The sequence below is a fragment of the Intestinirhabdus alba genome, assembly GCF_009711095.1.
Taxonomy (GTDB): Bacteria; Pseudomonadota; Gammaproteobacteria; order Enterobacterales; family Enterobacteriaceae; genus Intestinirhabdus; species Intestinirhabdus alba.
On sequence record NZ_WMJZ01000002.1, the window covers coordinates 120,155 to 137,341 of the forward strand.

Genomic DNA, 17,187 nt, shown 5'->3' on the forward strand with positions numbered 1-17,187 from the left:
CGTTTACTGGCCTGGCGGCGCGATGCCTAGCAGCGAGGAGGCGCTGGCCCTGCCGCTAATCAGCTCGGCCGTGTCGCCCTGCCAGGCGACGCCGCCGTTCGCCACCACGACGGCGCGTGGGGTGATACGCGCCGCATCCTCAATGCTGTGCGACACCATCAGCAGGGTAAGCCGCCGCTCGCGGCAGACCTCGCTGACCAGCGTCAGCATCTCCTCGCGCAGGGCGGGGTCGAGGGCTGAAAAGGGCTCGTCAAGAAGCAGCACCGGCCGCTCGCGCACCAGACAGCGCGCCAGGGCTGCCCGCTGGCGCTGGCCGCCGGAGAGTTCGCCGGGCAGGCGCTCCAGCAGGCTACTCAGCCCCATCTGCCGCGCGATATGGTCCATTTTTTCCCGCTGCGCCGCGCTAAGTCTTAGCCCCGGATCGAAACCCAGCCCGATGTTCTGCCGGAGGCTCAGGTGGCTGAAGAGATTATTTTCCTGGAACAGCATCGAAACCGGACGGCGGGCGGGCGGGGTCGCGGTGTGATCTTCACCAGCGATGGCAATCGTACCGCTGACGGGGGCCAGAAAGCCGGCGATCAAATTTAACAGCGTGCTTTTCCCCGCGCCGCTGGGACCCAGAATCGCCACCTGCTCGCCGCGCGCTATCGACAGGGTGAAGCGCATCGGTAGATCCTGATACTGCCAGGTGACATCAGTCAGCGTTAACATTTTTCCCCGGTAATTTTTCAATGGCGGTAAACAGGATAAAGCAGAGCAGCAGCAGCAGCAGGGCGGTGACCGCGCCGTCCTCGCTACGATAAGAGCCAATCTGCTGATAGAGATAAAAGGGCAGCGTGCGGAAATCTTCATTGCCGAACAGCGCCACCACGCCGAAGTCGCCGATCGACAGCACGCAGGCGAAGGCCAGCGCCTGGGCCAGCGGACGTCGCAGGGCGCGTAGCTCCACCACCTTCAGACGCGACCATCCCTCAAGCCCCAGCGCCTGGCAGAGCCTGCCGTAGCGGACGGCGATGTCGCGCATCGGGTTTTCCAGCACCTTCAGCGCCCAGGGAATAGCCATCAGCGCATTGGTGAAGATAACGATCCCGTCGGCCTCTTCCGGCAGCCCGACGCTGTCGTTGAGCAGCAGGAAGAAGCCGGTCGCCAGCACAATGCCCGGCATGGCGAGGATCAGCATACCGCTCAGCTCCAGCGCCTGTCCGGCCAGCCGTCGCCGCACCCGCAGCTCGCGGCTGCTCCACAGCAGCATCATGCTAAGGGTAATGCAGAGCAGGCCCGCCGCCAGGGCGATGCGCAGCGAGGTCCACAGCGCCTGCCATAGCGCCGGCTGCGTCAGTACGTCGGCCAGTTGTCGGTTAACCCCACCGACGATCGTTGCCAGCAGGGGGGGCAGCAGCAGCAGCAGCGCCATCAGGATAAGCAGGGTGTCCGCCACGCGGCTGTACAGACGATCGTCCGGATCGCGCCAGCCCTGCACCAGCGAGGCCCCGGGGGCCACGGCCCTGCTCAGCCGTTGGCTGAGCAGCACCAGCCCCAGGCAGCAGAGCATCTGAATGAGCGCCAGCATCGCCGCGCGGGCGGGATCGTAGTCGTAGCTGAGGGCCTGGTAGATGGCCAGCTCGATGGTCGTCGCCTGCGGCCCGCCGCCCAGCGACAGGACGGTCGCAAAGCTGGCGAAGCAAAGCATAAAGATCAGCGCCGCCACGGGCGGGATCTGACGGCGCAGCCATGGCCATTCAACAAAGCGGAAGAAGGACCAGCCGCGCAGGCCTAACTGCGCCGCCAACTGCCGCTGCTCGCCGGGAATATTTTCCAGCGTCTGTAACAGCAGGCGGCTCGCCATCGGCAGATTAAAAAAGACGTGGGCCAGCAGAATCCCCTGCAGGCCGTAGGGGGAGAAGGTCCACTCCAGGCCCATCAGCCGCCAGAGGGAGGCCAGCCAGCCCTGGCGTCCGTAGACGCTGAGAATACCAAAAACGGCCACCAGCACCGGCAACACCAGGGTCATTGCGCACAGGCGCAGCAGGAGCAGGCGGCCCGGAAAGCGCCGTCGGTACAGCGCCCTGGCAAGCAGGATCGCCGGTGCGACGGAGAGCGCCGCCGAGAGAAACGCCTGCCAGAAGGAGAAGCGCACCACGTGCCAAAGATAGCTGTCCTGCCAGAGCGACATCCAGTCGCCCTGCGGCGCGTTCAGCCACAGGGCCAGAAACGCCGCAAGGGCCACCGCCAGGATTAGCGTCGCGGCACCAAGGCCGGGAAGTAGCCAGCCGGGAATCAGCGGCTGACGGCGCGTTGCCATTCGCTAATCCACGCCTGGCGCTGGGTCGCCACTTCCTTCGGAGTAAACTGTAGCGTCGCGGTGGGCCTGGCGAGCGCGGCAAAACCGGCGGGCAGCGGAACGTCGGTAGCCGGGTACATCCAGTTACCGGTCGGGATCGTGTTCTGGAAGGCGGGCGTAAGAATAAACTGCAGGAACTTATCCGCCAGCTCCGGCTGCCTGCTGGCGACGGTGCGCGCCGCCACTTCCACCTGCACATAGTGGCCTTCGCTGAAGTTTGCCGCCGCGTAGCGCTCTTTTTTCTCCTCAATAAGGTGATACGCCGGCGAGGTGGTGTAGCTCAGCACCATATCGCCTTCGCCCTTTAAAAACAGCCCGTAGGCTTCGCTCCAGCCTTTGGTGACGGTCACCGTTTTTGCCGCCAGCGCCCGCCAGGCCTCCGGCGTCTTGTCGCCATAGACCTTTTGCATCCACAGCAGCAGCCCCAGCCCCGGCGTGCTGGTGCGCGGATCTTCATAGATGATGCGCCATTTTTGCGGGCTTTCCACCAGCTCCTTCAGGCTGCCGGGCGGGGTTTTCAGCTTCGTTTTATCGTAAACAAAGGCGAACCAGCCGTAATCGTAAGGAACAAAGGTGTCGTTACTCCAGCTGAAGGGAAGCGTTACGGCATCCGTGGCAATAGACGTTCTGGCGAACAGCCCGGTTCGCATGGCGGCCTCCAGCAGGTTGTTATCCAGGCCCAGCACGACGTCGGCTTTGCTGTTCTTTCCTTCCATGCGCAGGCGGTTAAGCAGCGAAACGCCATCCTCCAGCGCTACATATTTCAGCTCGCACTGGCAGTCGGCCTCGAACGCCTTTTTTACCGCCGGACCCGGTCCCCACTCAGCGGCGAAGGAGTCGTAGGTGTAGACGGTAAGAACGGGTTTAGCGAAGATGGGGGCCGCGCACAGCAGCAGCAGGGAAAGACATTTTTTTAACACTTTGCACCTCGGGCGATAGGGGGCAAAGGATTTTGAGTAGGGCCTCAAATCCCTTCGCCGGCGTTATCCGGATCAGGTTCGACGGGTATCTCTCAGCACGCGCGCAGGCGCAGCACCCCGTTGAGAACGGCGTTAGTGTAGTGACTTTGTTGCGACACGGCAATCGGGAGCCGGGCGTTAAGGGTCCGGCGGCGCGAACCACGCCGATTTAAAATCAAACCAGCCGAGCGTGTTCATGCGTAAACCGCGCATACTGCGCTGTCCCTGGATGATCAGCCAGTGATGGATCAGCGGAACAATCGCCCTGCTGGCCAGCAGCTGCTGACACCACGCCGCCAGGTCCATTTCGCCGGTGCGCCAGCGCGCGGCGTCGGCCTGCCAGTCCTGCGGGATGCAGTGCTGCAGCAGCGGAACCTCGCACAGATGCGCGAACAGCGAGAAGTCGAGCGGCAGGGTGAAGTTGGCGCTGTTGAGCCAGATATCGCTTTCAGTTTCACCGGCGTGCCAGCGATCGTAGTCAAGCTCCTGAATCTCCAGCTTTACCTGATGCTCCGCCAGCAGCCGGCACATGATCTGCGCGATGGCCCGGTGCTCAATGTGGTCGTGATAATAGGTCAGCCTGAGGGTTTCCAGCCCGGCAGGCTTGTCGCCATGTCCGGGCTGCGTATGGTGCCAGCGGGGGAGCAGGCCGTAGGCCGGAAACCAGTGGCGCTGGTACTGCTCGTCGGCGTAGTAGAGCAGGTTGACGGGAGAGCACACGCGGCTTATCCACTCTCTGACCTCCGGGCTGGCCCCCCGGTGGGTCCGGGCGTCAAACAGCAGATAATAACAGCCCTCTTCCGCCCGGCTCTCGATCGCCTTTTGGTCTTCGGTCGGGCCTTTTAAGGTCAGGCCACCGTTTGGCTCGTCGCCGATATCCGGCAGCACCCAGACGTTCACTTCGTCAATTAAGGCCCGATAGCCAAAGTAGTCGTCAAAGGCGTGAATTTTCAGCTGGTTGCGGGTGTTACGCGCGACAGCGTAGGGGCCGGTGCCGATGGGATGGCTGGCAAAATTGCTCAGGGTTTCCCACTCGCGGGGCAGGATCATTGCCGGAACCTGGCCCAGCAGAAGCGGCAGCCAGCGATCGGGCTGCGACAGATGGATGTCCAGCGTCCAGGCGGTGGGAGAGACAATTTTTGTGATATGCGCGTAGAGCGGCAGCGCGTTAATGCGCGTGAGTGAGGCGATGACGTCCTCCATTTCCAGCTCGCGGCCGTGATGGAAGTGAATCCCCGGACGCAGAAAAAAGCGCCACTGCAGGGAGGATATCTGCTGCCAGTGGTGGGCGATATCCGCCTCCAGTTCCCCATTTTCCTCATTTACGCGGGTCAGGGCGCTGAAGATTTGTCGGGCGATATGGGTTTCCGAGCGTCGCAGGGCGGTACCCGGCAGCAGATTGTGCAGCGGGCGATAGTAGAGCACCCGCAGAATATGCCGCCCCTGGCGGAAACTGCGCCCCAGGTGAGATACCAGCATCTGCCGGACGGCGGCCTTATCGCCCACCAGCTGTACCAATTGATCGATGCGATCCTGCTCCAGCAGGTCTTCCGCCCGCTGCTGCTGTAGCGCCAGGCCGGTATAGAGAAAGGTCAGGCGCGAGCGTTTTCCTCGCCCCACTTCGGCCTCCCACGTTAACCAGCCGCGCTCCTGCATAGTGTTTAGCAGGGTGCGCATATGGCGGCGGGAGCAGCTGAGCAGCTCCGCCAGCTCGTTGAGGGTGGTGTCCTGCGTTTTGCCGTCACAGCACTGCCACAGGCGGATGAACTGTTGTTGCAGACGACCTGAAGACATAAAAGGGGAACTCCCGCGTAAAACTCAGCAATTTTATAATCCCTATATTAGGCCAATAATCGTCAGCGATGAAGCAACGGGAAACGAAAGGGGTCAATTATGCGTCGGTTTTACTTGCAATACTTTACCGCAACTGAAGGGGCGTCCTGGCTGAGCGCGCCGCGGCGCGTGAAGATGCTTGAGGAGCTGATGCAGTGGGAGGAGAGTGCCTGATCCCCCTTTCCCTTTGCGGATATCACGTATGACTGAGTATTGGTGCAGGCTTCGGCCTGATATTGACCGCCAGCAGATAACCTCTGCTGGTTTTTTTGCGGCGGCGCGAGCCTCTGGCTGCGCCGCCGACAGGGTGTCGATCAGCGCATAAAGGCCGGCTGCTTCTCTTCCCAGGCGGCAATTACCGCCTCGTGCTGCAGCGTCAGCCCGATGCTGTCGAGGCCGTTCAGCATGCAGTGGCGGCGGAAAGCGTCAATGTCAAAGGGATAAACCTTGCCGCCGGCTTTAACCACCTGCGCCTGCAGATCCACCTCAAAGCGGATGCCGGGGTTGGCCTGCACCAGCCTGAACAGCTCATCGACCTCCTCGTCGCTCAGCCTCACCGGCAGCAGCTGGTTGTTGAAGCTGTTGCCGTAGAAGATGTCCGCAAAGCTCGGGGCGATCACCACCTTAAAACCGTAATCGGTCAGCGCCCAGGGGGCGTGCTCCCGGGAGGAGCCGCAGCCGAAGTTTTCCCGCGCCAGCAGGATTGATGCGCCCTGATACTCCGGGAAATTCAGCACAAACTCCGGATTCGGCTGCTGGCCCTTCTCATCGAGAAAGCGCCAGTCGTTGAACAGGTGGGCACCAAAGCCGGTGCGGGTGACCTTCTGCAAAAACTGCTTCGGGATAATAGCGTCAGTGTCGACGTTGGCGGCATCCAGCGGCACGACCAGACCCTGATGTTGAATAAATTTCTCTGCCACGGTGGTCTCCTTATTTAATGCTGCGAATGTCGGCGAAACGGCCGGTGACGGCGGCGGCGGCGGCCATCGCCGGGCTGACCAGATGCGTGCGCCCGCCGCGGCCCTGACGTCCTTCAAAGTTACGGTTGCTGGTAGAGGCGCAGCGCTCGCCTGGGTTCAGGCGGTCGTTGTTCATCGCCAGGCACATGGAGCAGCCCGGCAGACGCCACTCAAAGCCGGCGTCGATAAAGATCTTATCCAGCCCTTCCGCTTCCGCCTGGGCTTTAACCGGGCCGGAGCCGGGAACCACCAGCGCCTGTACCCCCGGTGCCACTTTACGTCCGCGGGCGATCTCCGCCGCCGCGCGTAAATCTTCAATGCGCGAGTTGGTGCAGGAGCCGATAAAGACCTTATCGATCGTCACGTCGGTTAACGGAATACCGGGACGTAAGCCCATATAGGCCAGCGCTTTTTCCGCCGACGCGCGCTCTACCGGATCGGTAAAGCCGTCCGGATCGGGGATCGCGTCATGGATGGCGATCACCTGGCCGGGGTTGGTGCCCCAGGTCACCTGCGGGGCGATCTCTTCGGCCCGCAGGGTGACCACCGTGTCGAAGACCGCGTCGTCGTCGCTTTTCAATGTTTTCCAGTACGCCACCGCGTCGTCGAAGTCCTGTCCCTTTGGCGCATGGCGGCGGCCCTTCACGTAGCTGAAGGTGATCTCGTCCGGGGCCACCAGCCCGGCCTTGGCTCCCATCTCAATGGCCATGTTGCACAACGTCATCCGACCCTCCATGCTCAGGGCGCGGATCGCCTCGCCGCAGAACTCAACGACGTGGCCGGTGCCGCCGGCGCTGCCGGTTTTACCAATGATGGCCAGCACGATATCCTTGGCGGTGATCCCCGGCGCGGTGCGGCCCTGCACCTCTATTTTCATGGTTTTCGCCCGGCCCTGCTTCAGGGTTTGCGTTGCCAGCACGTGCTCCACTTCGGAGGTGCCGATACCAAACGCCAGCGCGCCAAATGCGCCGTGGGTGGCGGTGTGGGAGTCGCCGCAGACGATGGTCATTCCCGGCAGGGTAACCCCTTGCTCTGGCCCCATCACGTGGACGATGCCCTGATACGGATGGTTCAGGTCATACAGCTCAACGCCGAACTCGCTGCAGTTTTTGATCAGCTCCTGCATCTGAATGCGTGCCATCTCGCCGCAGGCGTTGATGTCTTTCGTCTGGGTGGAGACGTTATGGTCCATAGTGGCGAAGGTTTTTCCCGGCTGACGAACCGGCCGCCCGTGGGCGCGCAGGCCATCAAACGCCTGTGGAGAGGTCACCTCGTGCACCAGATGCCGATCGATATAGAGCAGCGGCGTTTCCTCTGGGGCCTCGTAAACCACGTGCGCATCAAATAACTTTTCGTATAACGTTTTCGCCATGTTTATGCCCCTTCTGCCACATAGCGGGCGATAGTGTCGCCCATTTCATCGGTGCTGACTGCGGCCGCGCCGCGGGCCAGGTCGCCGGTGCGAATGCCCGCCTCCAGCGCTTTATTAACGGCGTTTTCAATCGCCGTCGCCGCCTTATCGGCGTCGAGGCTGTAGCGCAGCAGCAGCGCCAGCGACAAAATCTGCGCAATCGGGTTGGCGATATTTTTTCCGGCGATATCCGGCGCAGAGCCGCCCGCCGGCTCGTACAGACCGAAGCCCTGCTCGTTAAGGCTGGCGGAGGGCAGCATTCCCATTGAGCCGGTGATCATCGCGCATTCGTCCGACAAAATATCGCCAAACAGGTTGGAGCACAGCAGCACGTCAAACTGCGACGGATCTTTAATCAGCTGCATGGTGGCGTTGTCGATATACATATGCGTCAGTTCGACGTCCGGATAAGCGGCGGCGATCTCATTGACAATTTCACGCCACAGAATGGAGGACTGCAGAACGTTGGCTTTGTCAATTGAGGTGACCTTACGACGGCGCTTGCGGGCGGATTCAAAGGCGATGCGTGCGATACGCTCGATCTCGAACCGGTGATAAACCTCGGTATCAAACGCCTTTTCATACTGGCCGCTGCCTTCGCGCCCCTTAGGCTGGCCGAAATAAATGCCACCGGTCAGCTCGCGCACGCACAGAATATCGAAGCCGCTGGCGGCGATATCGGCGCGCAGGGGGCAGAACGCCTCCAGCCCCTGATACAGCTTTGCCGGGCGCAGGTTGCTGAATAACTTAAAGTGCTTACGCAGCGGCAGCAGGGCACCGCGCTCCGGCTGCCGATCCGGCGGCAGATGCTCCCACTTCGGGCCGCCGACGGAGCCGAACAGGACGGCGTCGGCCTGTTCGCACCCTTCAACCGTGGCCTGCGGCAGCGGCTGGCCGTGAGCGTCGATGGCGGCACCACCCACGTCGTAACGGCTGGTGGTAATGCGCATATCAAAACGGTGGCGAACGGCTTCCAGTACCTTCAGGGCCTGAGCCATCACTTCCGGGCCGATTCCGTCGCCCGGTAAAACGGCAATATGGTAATTCTTCGACATCACACGGTTTCCTTGTTGTTTTCTTTATTCTGCGCTTTACGCTGCAGCTCTTTTTCCACTTCTGCGGCGCGCCAGATGTTGTTCAGCACATGCACCATCGCTTTGGCGGAGGATTCGACGATATCGGTCGCCAGGCCGACGCCGTGGAAGCGTCGCCCGTTGTAATTGGCGACGATATCCACCTGACCCAGCGCGTCTTTGCCGTGGCCTTTTGCCGACAGAGCGTATTTCTCCAGCTCAATGCTGTAGCGGGTGAGGCGGTTAATTGCCTGATAGACCGCGTCAACCGGGCCATTGCCGTTTGCGGCTTCGGCTTTGATCTCATCGCCGCAGGCCAGCCTGACGGAGGCGGTGGCGATATCATTAGAGCCTGACTGGACGCTGAAATAGTCCAGACGAAAATGCTCCGGCTCCTCCTGCTGCTGATTAAAGAACGCCAGCGCTTCCAGATCGTAATCAAATACCTGGCCTTTTTTATCCGCCAGCTTCAGGAAGGCGTCGTACAGATTGTCCAGGCTGTAATCGCTCTCTTTATAGCCCATTTCATCCATACGATGTTTCACCGCCGCGCGCCCGGAACGGGAGGTCAGGTTCAGCTGTACCTGGTTGAGGCCGATCGATTCTGGCGTCATGATTTCGTAGTTTTCGCGGTTCTTCAGCACACCGTCCTGGTGAATGCCGGAGGAGTGGGCAAACGCACCGCTGCCGACAATCGCCTTGTTCGCCGGGATCGGCATATTGCAGATCTGGCTGACCATCTGGCTGGTGCGCCAGATCTCCTGGTGATTAATGCGGGTCTCCACGTTAAGGAGATCCCGGCGCACCTTGATTGCCATAATCACCTCTTCCAGCGAACAGTTGCCGGCGCGTTCGCCGATGCCGTTCATTGCGCCTTCAACCTGACGCGCCCCGGCGTGGACCGCCGCCAGCGCGTTGCCGACGCCCAGCCCCAGATCGTCATGGGTGTGCACGGAGATAATCGCCCTGTCGATATTGGGCACCCGCTCGTACAGGCCGGAAATAATCCCACCAAACTCAAAGGGCAGGGTGTAGCCAACGGTGTCGGGAATATTGATGGTTTTGGCCCCGGCGTTAATGGCCGCTTCGACCACGCGCGCCAGGTCCGCGATGGGGGTACGCCCGGCGTCTTCGCAGGAAAACTCCACGTCGTCGGTGTAATTTCGCGCCCGCTTAATCATATACACCGCGCGCTCGATCACCTCATCCAGCGTGCTGCGCAGCTTGGTGGCAATATGCATGGGCGAGGTGGCGATAAAGGTATGAATGCGGAAGGCGTCGGCGACTTTTAAAGATTCCGCCGCCACGTCGATATCTTTTTCCACACAGCGGGCTAAGGCGCAGACGCGGCTGTTTTTTACCCGGCGGGCGATGGACTGCACCGATTCAAAGTCGCCCGGCGACGAAACGGGAAAACCCACTTCCATCACGTCGACGCCCATCCGTTCGAGTGCCAGAGCGATTTGCAGCTTCTCTTTCGCGCTCAGGCTCGCCTGTAACGCCTGCTCACCGTCGCGTAACGTCGTATCAAAAATAATGACTTGCTGGCTCATATGTTAGGTCCTTGTCTCTCAGAGAGCGCCTTGCTTCGAGCATAAAAAAACCCGCGCAACGGCGCGGGTTTTCGTTCGGACTGTGGGCTGACTTAATGCTGAATGCCGCTCACCGGTCTACCGCGCAACGTGGATGCGTTTAGTAGTAGTAGGCCGTCAAAGCGAGCGATACGGATCATTAATCAACTCCAGAAGAATGCGATGTGCTTTTAGTGGTACTGGATACGTCTGCTGATGTCAACCCCGGCCCCGGTAATTTACCGCCGGGGCGAAGGGAGCGGCGCGCGGTTTAACAGTCTATTGTGCTTAAGCTGGCGGGAAGAAAAAGATTATCATCGGCTGGCTGATGATGATTCTCAAACGTGACTTTATTTAAAGCAAATTATTTCAGATAACAGGAAAATATTATCGGATAAATCCCGACGGCATCAGATATACCTATATGGTTTCTCTATCATTATATGCGTAGTGAATGGTTGTCGCTCGCTGAAAAGGAAGAAATGATAAATTTTGGTTATGTTTTGGCAAACTGATAATTTATAAATCTAATTAAAATCAAAGAACCATTGGTTTTATGTATGGTTTTGTATTCACAGCAGCTATTTTTACATAAGTTACGTTAACTGTGGTGTATTGATTTTCATCTTGCTCCTGGAATAAGGCGCGTTCTCGCCGTTTTTTTGCGCGATTGCAAAAATGCCTTTACGTTTTCCGAATTTTTGTATTTTCTCTTTTTCTTATTTTATATGCATGGTAAATGATATTTTCAGTATTTATTTTCTGCATACCGGCAAGAAAAGGGAGTGATGTATGACAGGGGAGTTAAGTATGCCAGAAGTGAAAAAAGATAAGCCGAACGCCGGCGCTTTAGAAGCGGGAAAACCGCAGCTTCGCATGGTCGATTTGAATCTGTTGACGGTATTTGATGCCGTGATGCAGGAGCAAAATATTACCCGCGCGGCGCATGCGCTGGGGATGTCTCAACCTGCGGTAAGCAACGCCGTGGCGCGCCTGAAGGTGATGTTTAATGATGAGCTGTTTGTCCGCTATGGCCGGGGAATTCAGCCGACGGCGCGCGCTTACCAACTGTTTGGCTCCATTCGTCAGGCGCTGCAGCTGGTGCAAAATGAGCTGCCCGGCTCCGGTTTTGAACCCGCCAGCAGCGAACGTGTTTTCCACCTGTGCGTCTGTAGCCCGCTGGACAATATTCTGACCTCAATGATTTATAACCGCGTGGAAGAGATTGCGCCAAATATACAGGTTGTCTTTAAATCTGCGTTAAATCAAAACACTGAACACCAGCTGCGCTATCAGGAGACGGAATTCGTTATCAGTTATGAAGAGTTTCGCCGGCCTGAATTCACCAGCGTGCCGCTGTTTAAAGATGAAATGGTGCTGGTCGCCAGCCGGAAGCATCCTCGTATCGGCGGTTCGCTAACGGAAAGCACGCTTTATCGGGAGCAGCATGCCGTCGTTTCGCTGGAGCGCTTTGCCTCCTTCAGCCAGCCATGGTACGACACGCCGGATAAGCAGAGCTGCATCGCCTATCAGGGAATGGCATTGATCAGCGTGCTCAACGTGGTTTCTCAAACCCATTTGGTGGCCATTGCGCCGCGCTGGCTGGCGGAAGAGTTTACCGGCTCGTTGGATCTTCAGCTTTTACCGCTGCCATTAAAGTTGAACAGCCGCACCTGCTATCTCTCCTGGCATGATGCAGCAGGGCGGGATAAAGGCCATCAATGGATGGAGGAGCTGTTAATATCGGTCTGCAAACGGTAATGAGATATACCCGTCATACTTCAAATAGCATGTGCGTTGGCTTTATTCGGCCCTGGGGGCCTCACCCTGAAGGGCCGCCGCCAGCGGCGTTCAAATCAGCTAAGCTGATTTGTCCTCGTTCACCCCGGTCACTTACTGCAGTAAGCTCCCGGGGATGAATGAGAGACATCCCTGTCTCTCACCAGAGGCAGCCTGCGGCCGTTCAAATTCGTTCCTGACGAATTTGTCTCTGCGTCGCCGCGTGATTCGGCCTGATGGCCTCACCCCTTCGGGGCCAGCCCCGGGGCTGTTCAAAACGCGCTGCGTTTTGTCCTGCAACTCGAATTATTTAGGGTATACAGAATAAATCGGGCAGGCATGTTCGATTTATTCTGCTTTTGTTCATATTACTGGTATTTTATTCTGAATTCGTCCTTTCATTCTCTTTCCTGGCGGCTAAAAATTAGATGAATAGCTGCTTGTCGTGAAATTTAAATCATTTCTTATTAGTTTTTGCCTTTGTTCTGGTGTTATGTAGCGTCCTTCGGCTCCTTTTGTTCTATTTATTCCTGTGGCTCCTGCGAGAAAGCGAACCGGGTGAATTGCCTGCCTCAGGGCGAGCGGTTAAGGTGGTCAAAATTCATTTTCGTCATACAGTGAGGTAAGCCATGGAGATGTTGTCTGGAGCCGAGATGGTCGTCCGATCGCTTATCGATCAGGGCGTCAAACAGGTGTTTGGTTACCCCGGGGGCGCGGTCCTTGATATCTATGATGCGCTGCATACCGTTGGCGGTATTGAACATGTTCTGGTGCGCCACGAGCAGGCGGCGGTTCATATGGCCGACGGCCTGGCGAGGGCAACGGGTGAACCTGGCGTGGTGCTGGTTACCTCCGGCCCCGGAGCCACCAACGCCATTACCGGCATCGCCACCGCCTATATGGATTCTATCCCCCTGGTTATCCTTTCCGGGCAGGTGGCGACTTCCCTTATCGGCTTCGATGCTTTTCAGGAGTGCGATATGGTGGGGATCTCCCGGCCAATCGTGAAGCACAGCTTTCTGGTTAAGCAAACGGAGGATATTCCGCAGGTGCTGAAGAAGGCCTTCTGGTTGGCGGCGAGCGGCCGCCCGGGCCCGGTGGTGGTCGATTTACCAAAGGATATCCTCAACGTGGCGCAGAAACGGCCCTACGTCTGGCCGGAGTCGATCGCTATGCGCTCCTACAATCCAACGACGGCCGGACATAAAGGCCAGATAAAGCGCGCCCTGCAGACGCTGATCGCCGCGAAAAAACCGGTAGTATACGTGGGCGGCGGCGCGGTAACGGCGGGCTGTCATGAGCAGCTGCGGCAGATCGTTACGACGCTTAATCTTCCCGTGGTGTCATCGCTGATGGGGCTGGGCGCGTTTCCGGGCACCCACTCCCAGGCGCTGGGTATGCTCGGTATGCATGGCACCTATGAGGCCAACATGACGATGCACAACGCCGACGTGATTTTTGCCGTTGGGGTACGTTTTGACGATCGTACCACCAACAATCTGGCGAAATACTGTCCGGAGGCGACGGTGCTGCACGTGGACATCGATCCGGCCTCTATCTCCAAGACCGTGACGGCGGATATTCCCGTTGTCGGCGATGCGCGGCAGGTGCTGGAACAGATGCTGGGGCTGCTTAGCCAGGAGTGCACGCGGCAGCCGCTGGATGAGATCCGCGACTGGTGGCGACAGATCGAGCGCTGGCGCGCGCGCCGGTGCCTGAGCTATGGCACCCAGGGCGAGAGCATCAAGCCCCAGGCGGTTATTGAGACGATCTGGCGGCTGACCCGGGGCGAGGCGTACGTCGCCTCGGATGTCGGGCAGCATCAGATGTTTGCCGCTCTCTATTATCCCTTCGACAAGCCGCGACGCTGGATAAACTCCGGCGGCCTCGGGACGATGGGGTTCGGCCTGCCGGCGGCGCTGGGGGTGAAAATGGCCCTGCCGGACGAAATAGTAATCTGCGTAACCGGCGACGGCAGCATTCAGATGAACATCCAGGAGCTGTCGACGGCGCAGCAGTATGCGCTGCCGGTGCTGGTGCTGAATCTGAACAACCGCTATCTGGGCATGGTGAAGCAGTGGCAGGATATGATCTACTCTGGCCGTCACTCCCACTCGTATATGCAGTCGCTGCCGGATTTTGTCCGCCTGGCCGAAGCCTATGGCCATATCGGCATACAAATTACCCGTCCGGAGGAGCTGGAAAGCCGACTGGCCGAGGCGCTGGAGCTGGTGCGCGGTCATCGGCTGGTGTTTGTTGACGTCATCGTTGACGGTAGCGAGCACGTCTATCCGATGCAGATTCGCGGTGGCGGAATGGACGAAATGTGGTTAAGCAAAACGGAGAGGACCTGACTATGCGTCGGATATTATCAGTTCTGCTGGAGAACGAGTCCGGCGCGCTGTCGCGGGTGATCGGTCTCTTCTCACAGCGCGGTTACAATATTGAAAGCCTGACCGTGGCGCCAACGGACGATCCTACCCTGTCGCGGATGACGATCCAGACGGTGGGTGATGAAAAAGCGCTTGAGCAGATCGAAAAACAGCTGCATAAGCTGATTGACGTTCTGCGGGTGAGCGAACTGGGGCAGGGGGCCTACGTTGAGCGGGAAATTATGCTGGTGAAGATTCAGGCCAGCGGCTATGGCCGGGAAGAGGTGAAGCGCAACACGGAGATTTTTCGCGGGCAAATTATCGACGTGACGCCGACCAGCTACACCGTCCAGCTGGCGGGCACCAGCGATAAGCTGGACGCTTTCCTGACGTCGCTGCGCGAGGTGGCGAAAATTGTGGAAGTTGCCCGTTCCGGCGTGGTGGGGCTGTCGCGGGGCGACAAAATTATGCGCCAGGAGTGATCCTGGCGGACGTGCCGTAAGCCCGACGCTATCCGTTGGGCTTTTTTTTTGAGAAATCAGCGGTAAGCCGAAGCAAAAGCGGTTGCCGCAGCCGCTATTCTGCGCTTAGATAGCCGGATTATGCCTCACACACAGTGGGAATTAATCTAATAAATTTAATCCATACCATTATAATGGCTATGGTTTGTACATTTTATGCAAGGGGCAACTGTGAAACTGGATGAAATCGCTCGGCTGGCCGGCGTATCACGTACCACGGCAAGCTACGTCATAAACGGTAAAGCGAAGCAATACCGGGTGAGCGACAAGACCGTTGAAAAAGTGATGGCGGTGGTACGCGAGCATAATTACCATCCCAACGCCGTGGCCGCGGGGCTGCGCGCCGGGCGTACCCGCTCTATCGGGCTGGTGATCCCCGATCTGGAAAATACCAGCTATACCCGTATTGCCAACTACCTTGAGCGACAGGCGCGCCAGCGCGGTTACCAACTGCTGATCGCCTGTTCGGAAGATCAGCCCGATAACGAAATGCGCTGTATTGAGCATCTGCTTCAGCGCCAGGTCGACGCGATTATTGTTTCCACCTCGCTGCCGCCGGAACATCCTTTCTATCAGCGCTGGGCCAGCGGCACTTTCCCTATCGTGGCGCTGGATCGGGCGTTAGATCGCGAGCACTTTACCAGCGTGGTGGGAGCCGACCGGGAAGACGCTGAGATGCTGGCGAGCGAGCTGCGTCAGTTCCCGGCCGAAACGGTGCTCTATCTTGGCGCGCTGCCAGAACTGTCGGTCAGCTTTCTGCGCGAACAGGGCTTTCGGGCCGCCTGGCAGGATGACCCTCGCGAGGTACATTTCCTCTATGCCAATAGCTACGAGCGCGGGGCGGCGGCGCAGCTGTTTGAAAAGTGGCTGGAAACGCACCCCATGCCGCAGGCGCTGTTCACCACCTCTTTTGCCCTGCTGCAGGGGGTGATGGACGTAACGCTGCGTCGCGATGGTCGGCTTCCCTCCGATCTGGCTATCGCCACCTTTGGCGATAACGAGCTGCTTGATTTCCTGCAGTGTCCGGTGCTGGCGGTGGCGCAGCGCCATCGCGACGTGGCGGAGCGCGTACTGGAGATCGTGCTGGCGAGCCTTGACGAGCCGCGTAAGCCGAAGCCGGGCCTGACCCGCATTAAGCGTAACCTCTACCGTCGCGGCGTGCTTAGCCGGGGCTAAGAGGCTTTTGTGCGTCCGTAAGGGGGAGCTTTGCGAGTCATCCTTACGGACTACCCCCGTGCGCCGGTTGCTGCGCGCTGTTTGTGTTCAGCCTGCCCGCGTTAATTACGCCTGCCAGGACAGACTCCGCTTATCGTTTCCCCCTGGCCTCAAAAAGTTGCCTGACGCCCTCTTTTACACTTCTTTCAACGTTCCGCTGCGCAATTCGGAATATTCTTTAGTGGAATCTGAAAGGCATTTATTACGCAGACAATCAATACCTGTTGCTCCTGACGCGGGGCATAGAAAAGTAACGACGAGTTAGTTTTGTATTATTTTGTTACATGCTTCCTGCGCTTTGCTGAATTAGCAGACACTTTTCCTGCGGAAGGTGCAATTTTCTTTACAGGCGTGGCGCGGCGGGGCATCACGGGGAACAGCGGATGCTGTTATCCGCGGCAAATATGTCCTAAAATGCCGCCCGCGTCGCAAACTGACACTTTATATTCTTCGTGGATAATATTGAGGTGTTTTAAAAACGGTGATGAGTTTTGGGGTTTTTCTTACAACTATTCATAACCTTATTTTTGCTTCGCTCGCTGGCGGTAATTTAATCAACGCTGATATTAACCGAAATCATTGGGTTTTTGTTCCGGTGGGCTTCCCGACTTGCTTGACAAGCTTTTCCTCCGCTCCGTAAACTCCTTTCAGTGGGAATTTGTGGGATAAAGTGGTAAGAAGGGGAGAGGCTGGCATGTTCCGTGGGGCGACGTTAGTCAACCTCGACAGTAAAGGGCGCTTATCAGTGCCCGCCCGTTACAGGGATCGGCTGATCGAGAACGCTGCCGGTCAAATGGTGTGCACCATTGATATCCATCACCCGTGCCTGCTGCTTTACCCCCTGCCAGAATGGGAAATTATCGAGCAAAAATTATCGCGCCTGTCGAGCATGAACCCGATGGAACGCCGTGTACAGCGCCTGCTTTTAGGGCACGCCAGCGAATGTCAGATGGATAGCGCCGGTCGATTACTGATTGCGCCAATACTGCGGCAGCATGCCGGGCTGATGAAAGAAGTGATGCTGGTTGGACAGTTTAATAAATTTGAACTGTGGGACGAAACGACCTGGCATCAACAGGTCAGGGAAGATATCGACGCTGAGCAGTCGGCTACCGGTAGTTTATCGGAGCGGCTGCAGGACTTGTCTCTATAA

Annotated in this window: 15 protein-coding genes and 1 riboswitch; of the genes, 6 read left to right on the forward strand and 9 right to left on the reverse strand. The window is 58.3% G+C overall.

Going from position 1 to position 17,187, the window contains the following annotated elements; genetic code table 11:
* Positions 1-3: 3 nt before the first annotated feature.
* From thiQ to sgrR, 4 genes are all read right to left on the reverse strand, one after another.
* Positions 4-711 (reverse strand): thiamine ABC transporter ATP-binding protein ThiQ, encoded by a 708-nt coding sequence (gene thiQ / locus GJV78_RS02185; protein WP_155106778.1) that lies wholly within the window; start codon positions 709-711, stop codon positions 4-6.
* On the reverse strand, positions 695-2,302 hold the full coding sequence (thiP, locus tag GJV78_RS02190; RefSeq protein WP_155106779.1) for a thiamine/thiamine pyrophosphate ABC transporter permease ThiP: 1,608 nt from the start codon (positions 2,300-2,302) through the stop codon (positions 695-697). The genes thiQ and thiP overlap by 17 nt, the downstream gene beginning before the upstream one ends.
* On the reverse strand, positions 2,278-3,261 hold the full coding sequence (gene thiB / locus GJV78_RS02195) for a thiamine ABC transporter substrate binding subunit (protein ID WP_167519322.1): 984 nt from the start codon (positions 3,259-3,261) through the stop codon (positions 2,278-2,280). The genes thiP and thiB overlap by 25 nt, the downstream gene beginning before the upstream one ends.
* Positions 3,262-3,292: 31 nt before the next feature.
* Positions 3,293-3,391, reverse strand: a riboswitch (TPP riboswitch).
* A 47-nt stretch (positions 3,392-3,438) separates the two neighbouring features.
* A complete protein-coding gene (gene sgrR, locus GJV78_RS02200) occupies positions 3,439-5,094 on the reverse strand; it encodes an HTH-type transcriptional regulator SgrR (RefSeq protein WP_155106781.1) in 1,656 nt (551 codons plus the stop codon).
* 99 nt (positions 5,095-5,193) lie between these two features.
* Here sgrR and sgrT point away from each other — a divergent pair, with 99 nt between their 5' ends.
* A complete protein-coding gene (sgrT, locus tag GJV78_RS02205; protein ID WP_155106782.1) occupies positions 5,194-5,307 on the forward strand; it encodes a glucose uptake inhibitor SgrT in 114 nt (37 codons plus the stop codon).
* A 140-nt stretch (positions 5,308-5,447) separates the two neighbouring features.
* Here the strand turns inward: sgrT and leuD are convergent, their stop codons facing one another.
* The 5 genes from leuD to leuL all read right to left on the reverse strand — a co-directional run bounded on the left by leuD (position 5,448) and on the right by leuL (position 10,308).
* A complete protein-coding gene (leuD, locus tag GJV78_RS02210) occupies positions 5,448-6,053 on the reverse strand; it encodes a 3-isopropylmalate dehydratase small subunit (RefSeq protein ID WP_167519323.1) in 606 nt (201 codons plus the stop codon).
* Between the two features lie 10 nt (positions 6,054-6,063).
* Positions 6,064-7,464 (reverse strand): 3-isopropylmalate dehydratase large subunit, encoded by a 1,401-nt coding sequence (leuC, locus tag GJV78_RS02215; protein WP_155106783.1) that lies wholly within the window; start codon positions 7,462-7,464, stop codon positions 6,064-6,066.
* Positions 7,465-7,466: 2 nt separating this feature from the next.
* Positions 7,467-8,558 carry a 3-isopropylmalate dehydrogenase gene (gene leuB, locus GJV78_RS02220; RefSeq protein WP_155106784.1) on the reverse strand — a complete coding sequence of 364 codons (1,092 nt, stop codon included), beginning with the start codon at positions 8,556-8,558 and terminating at the stop codon, positions 7,467-7,469.
* Positions 8,558-10,129: a 2-isopropylmalate synthase gene (gene leuA / locus GJV78_RS02225; protein ID WP_155106785.1), complete on the reverse strand. Its 1,572-nt coding sequence runs from the start codon at positions 10,127-10,129 to the stop codon at positions 8,558-8,560. The genes leuB and leuA overlap by 1 nt, the downstream gene beginning before the upstream one ends.
* Positions 10,130-10,221: 92 nt before the next feature.
* Positions 10,222-10,308: a leu operon leader peptide gene (gene leuL, locus GJV78_RS24095; RefSeq protein ID WP_155106896.1), complete on the reverse strand. Its 87-nt coding sequence runs from the start codon at positions 10,306-10,308 to the stop codon at positions 10,222-10,224.
* Between the two features lie 649 nt (positions 10,309-10,957).
* Here leuL and leuO point away from each other — a divergent pair.
* The 5 genes from leuO to mraZ all read left to right on the forward strand — a co-directional run bounded on the left by leuO (position 10,958) and on the right by mraZ (position 17,187).
* Positions 10,958-11,908: a transcriptional regulator LeuO gene (gene leuO / locus GJV78_RS02235; protein WP_155106897.1), complete on the forward strand. Its 951-nt coding sequence runs from the start codon at positions 10,958-10,960 to the stop codon at positions 11,906-11,908.
* A gap of 647 nt (positions 11,909-12,555) precedes the next feature.
* Positions 12,556-14,280 carry an acetolactate synthase 3 large subunit gene (gene ilvI / locus GJV78_RS02240; RefSeq protein WP_155106786.1) on the forward strand — a complete coding sequence of 575 codons (1,725 nt, stop codon included), beginning with the start codon at positions 12,556-12,558 and terminating at the stop codon, positions 14,278-14,280.
* Positions 14,281-14,282: 2 nt separating this feature from the next.
* Positions 14,283-14,780: an acetolactate synthase small subunit gene (gene ilvN / locus GJV78_RS02245; RefSeq protein WP_155106787.1), complete on the forward strand. Its 498-nt coding sequence runs from the start codon at positions 14,283-14,285 to the stop codon at positions 14,778-14,780.
* A gap of 210 nt (positions 14,781-14,990) precedes the next feature.
* Positions 14,991-15,995 (forward strand): catabolite repressor/activator, encoded by a 1,005-nt coding sequence (cra, locus tag GJV78_RS02250; RefSeq protein WP_167519324.1) that lies wholly within the window; start codon positions 14,991-14,993, stop codon positions 15,993-15,995.
* Between the two features lie 733 nt (positions 15,996-16,728).
* On the forward strand, positions 16,729-17,187 hold the full coding sequence (mraZ, locus tag GJV78_RS02255) for a division/cell wall cluster transcriptional repressor MraZ (RefSeq protein WP_155106789.1): 459 nt from the start codon (positions 16,729-16,731) through the stop codon (positions 17,185-17,187).

Coding starts and splice junctions, on each gene's coding strand:
- thiP (WP_155106779.1), bottom strand. CDS start 2,302: ATGGCAACGCGCCGTCAGCCGCTGATTCCCGGCTGGCTACTTCCCGGC.
- leuB (WP_155106784.1), bottom strand. CDS start 8,558: ATGTCGAAGAATTACCATATTGCCGTTTTACCGGGCGACGGAATCGGC.
- mraZ (WP_155106789.1), top strand. CDS start 16,729: ATGTTCCGTGGGGCGACGTTAGTCAACCTCGACAGTAAAGGGCGCTTA.
- leuC (WP_155106783.1), bottom strand. CDS start 7,464: ATGGCGAAAACGTTATACGAAAAGTTATTTGATGCGCACGTGGTTTAC.
- ilvN (WP_155106787.1), top strand. CDS start 14,283: ATGCGTCGGATATTATCAGTTCTGCTGGAGAACGAGTCCGGCGCGCTG.
- leuA (WP_155106785.1), bottom strand. CDS start 10,129: ATGAGCCAGCAAGTCATTATTTTTGATACGACGTTACGCGACGGTGAG.
- sgrR (WP_155106781.1), bottom strand. CDS start 5,094: ATGTCTTCAGGTCGTCTGCAACAACAGTTCATCCGCCTGTGGCAGTGC.
- sgrT (WP_155106782.1), top strand. CDS start 5,194: ATGCGTCGGTTTTACTTGCAATACTTTACCGCAACTGAAGGGGCGTCC.
- ilvI (WP_155106786.1), top strand. CDS start 12,556: ATGGAGATGTTGTCTGGAGCCGAGATGGTCGTCCGATCGCTTATCGAT.
- leuO (WP_155106897.1), top strand. CDS start 10,958: ATGCCAGAAGTGAAAAAAGATAAGCCGAACGCCGGCGCTTTAGAAGCG.
- leuL (WP_155106896.1), bottom strand. CDS start 10,308: ATGATCCGTATCGCTCGCTTTGACGGCCTACTACTACTAAACGCATCC.
- thiQ (WP_155106778.1), bottom strand. CDS start 711: ATGTTAACGCTGACTGATGTCACCTGGCAGTATCAGGATCTACCGATG.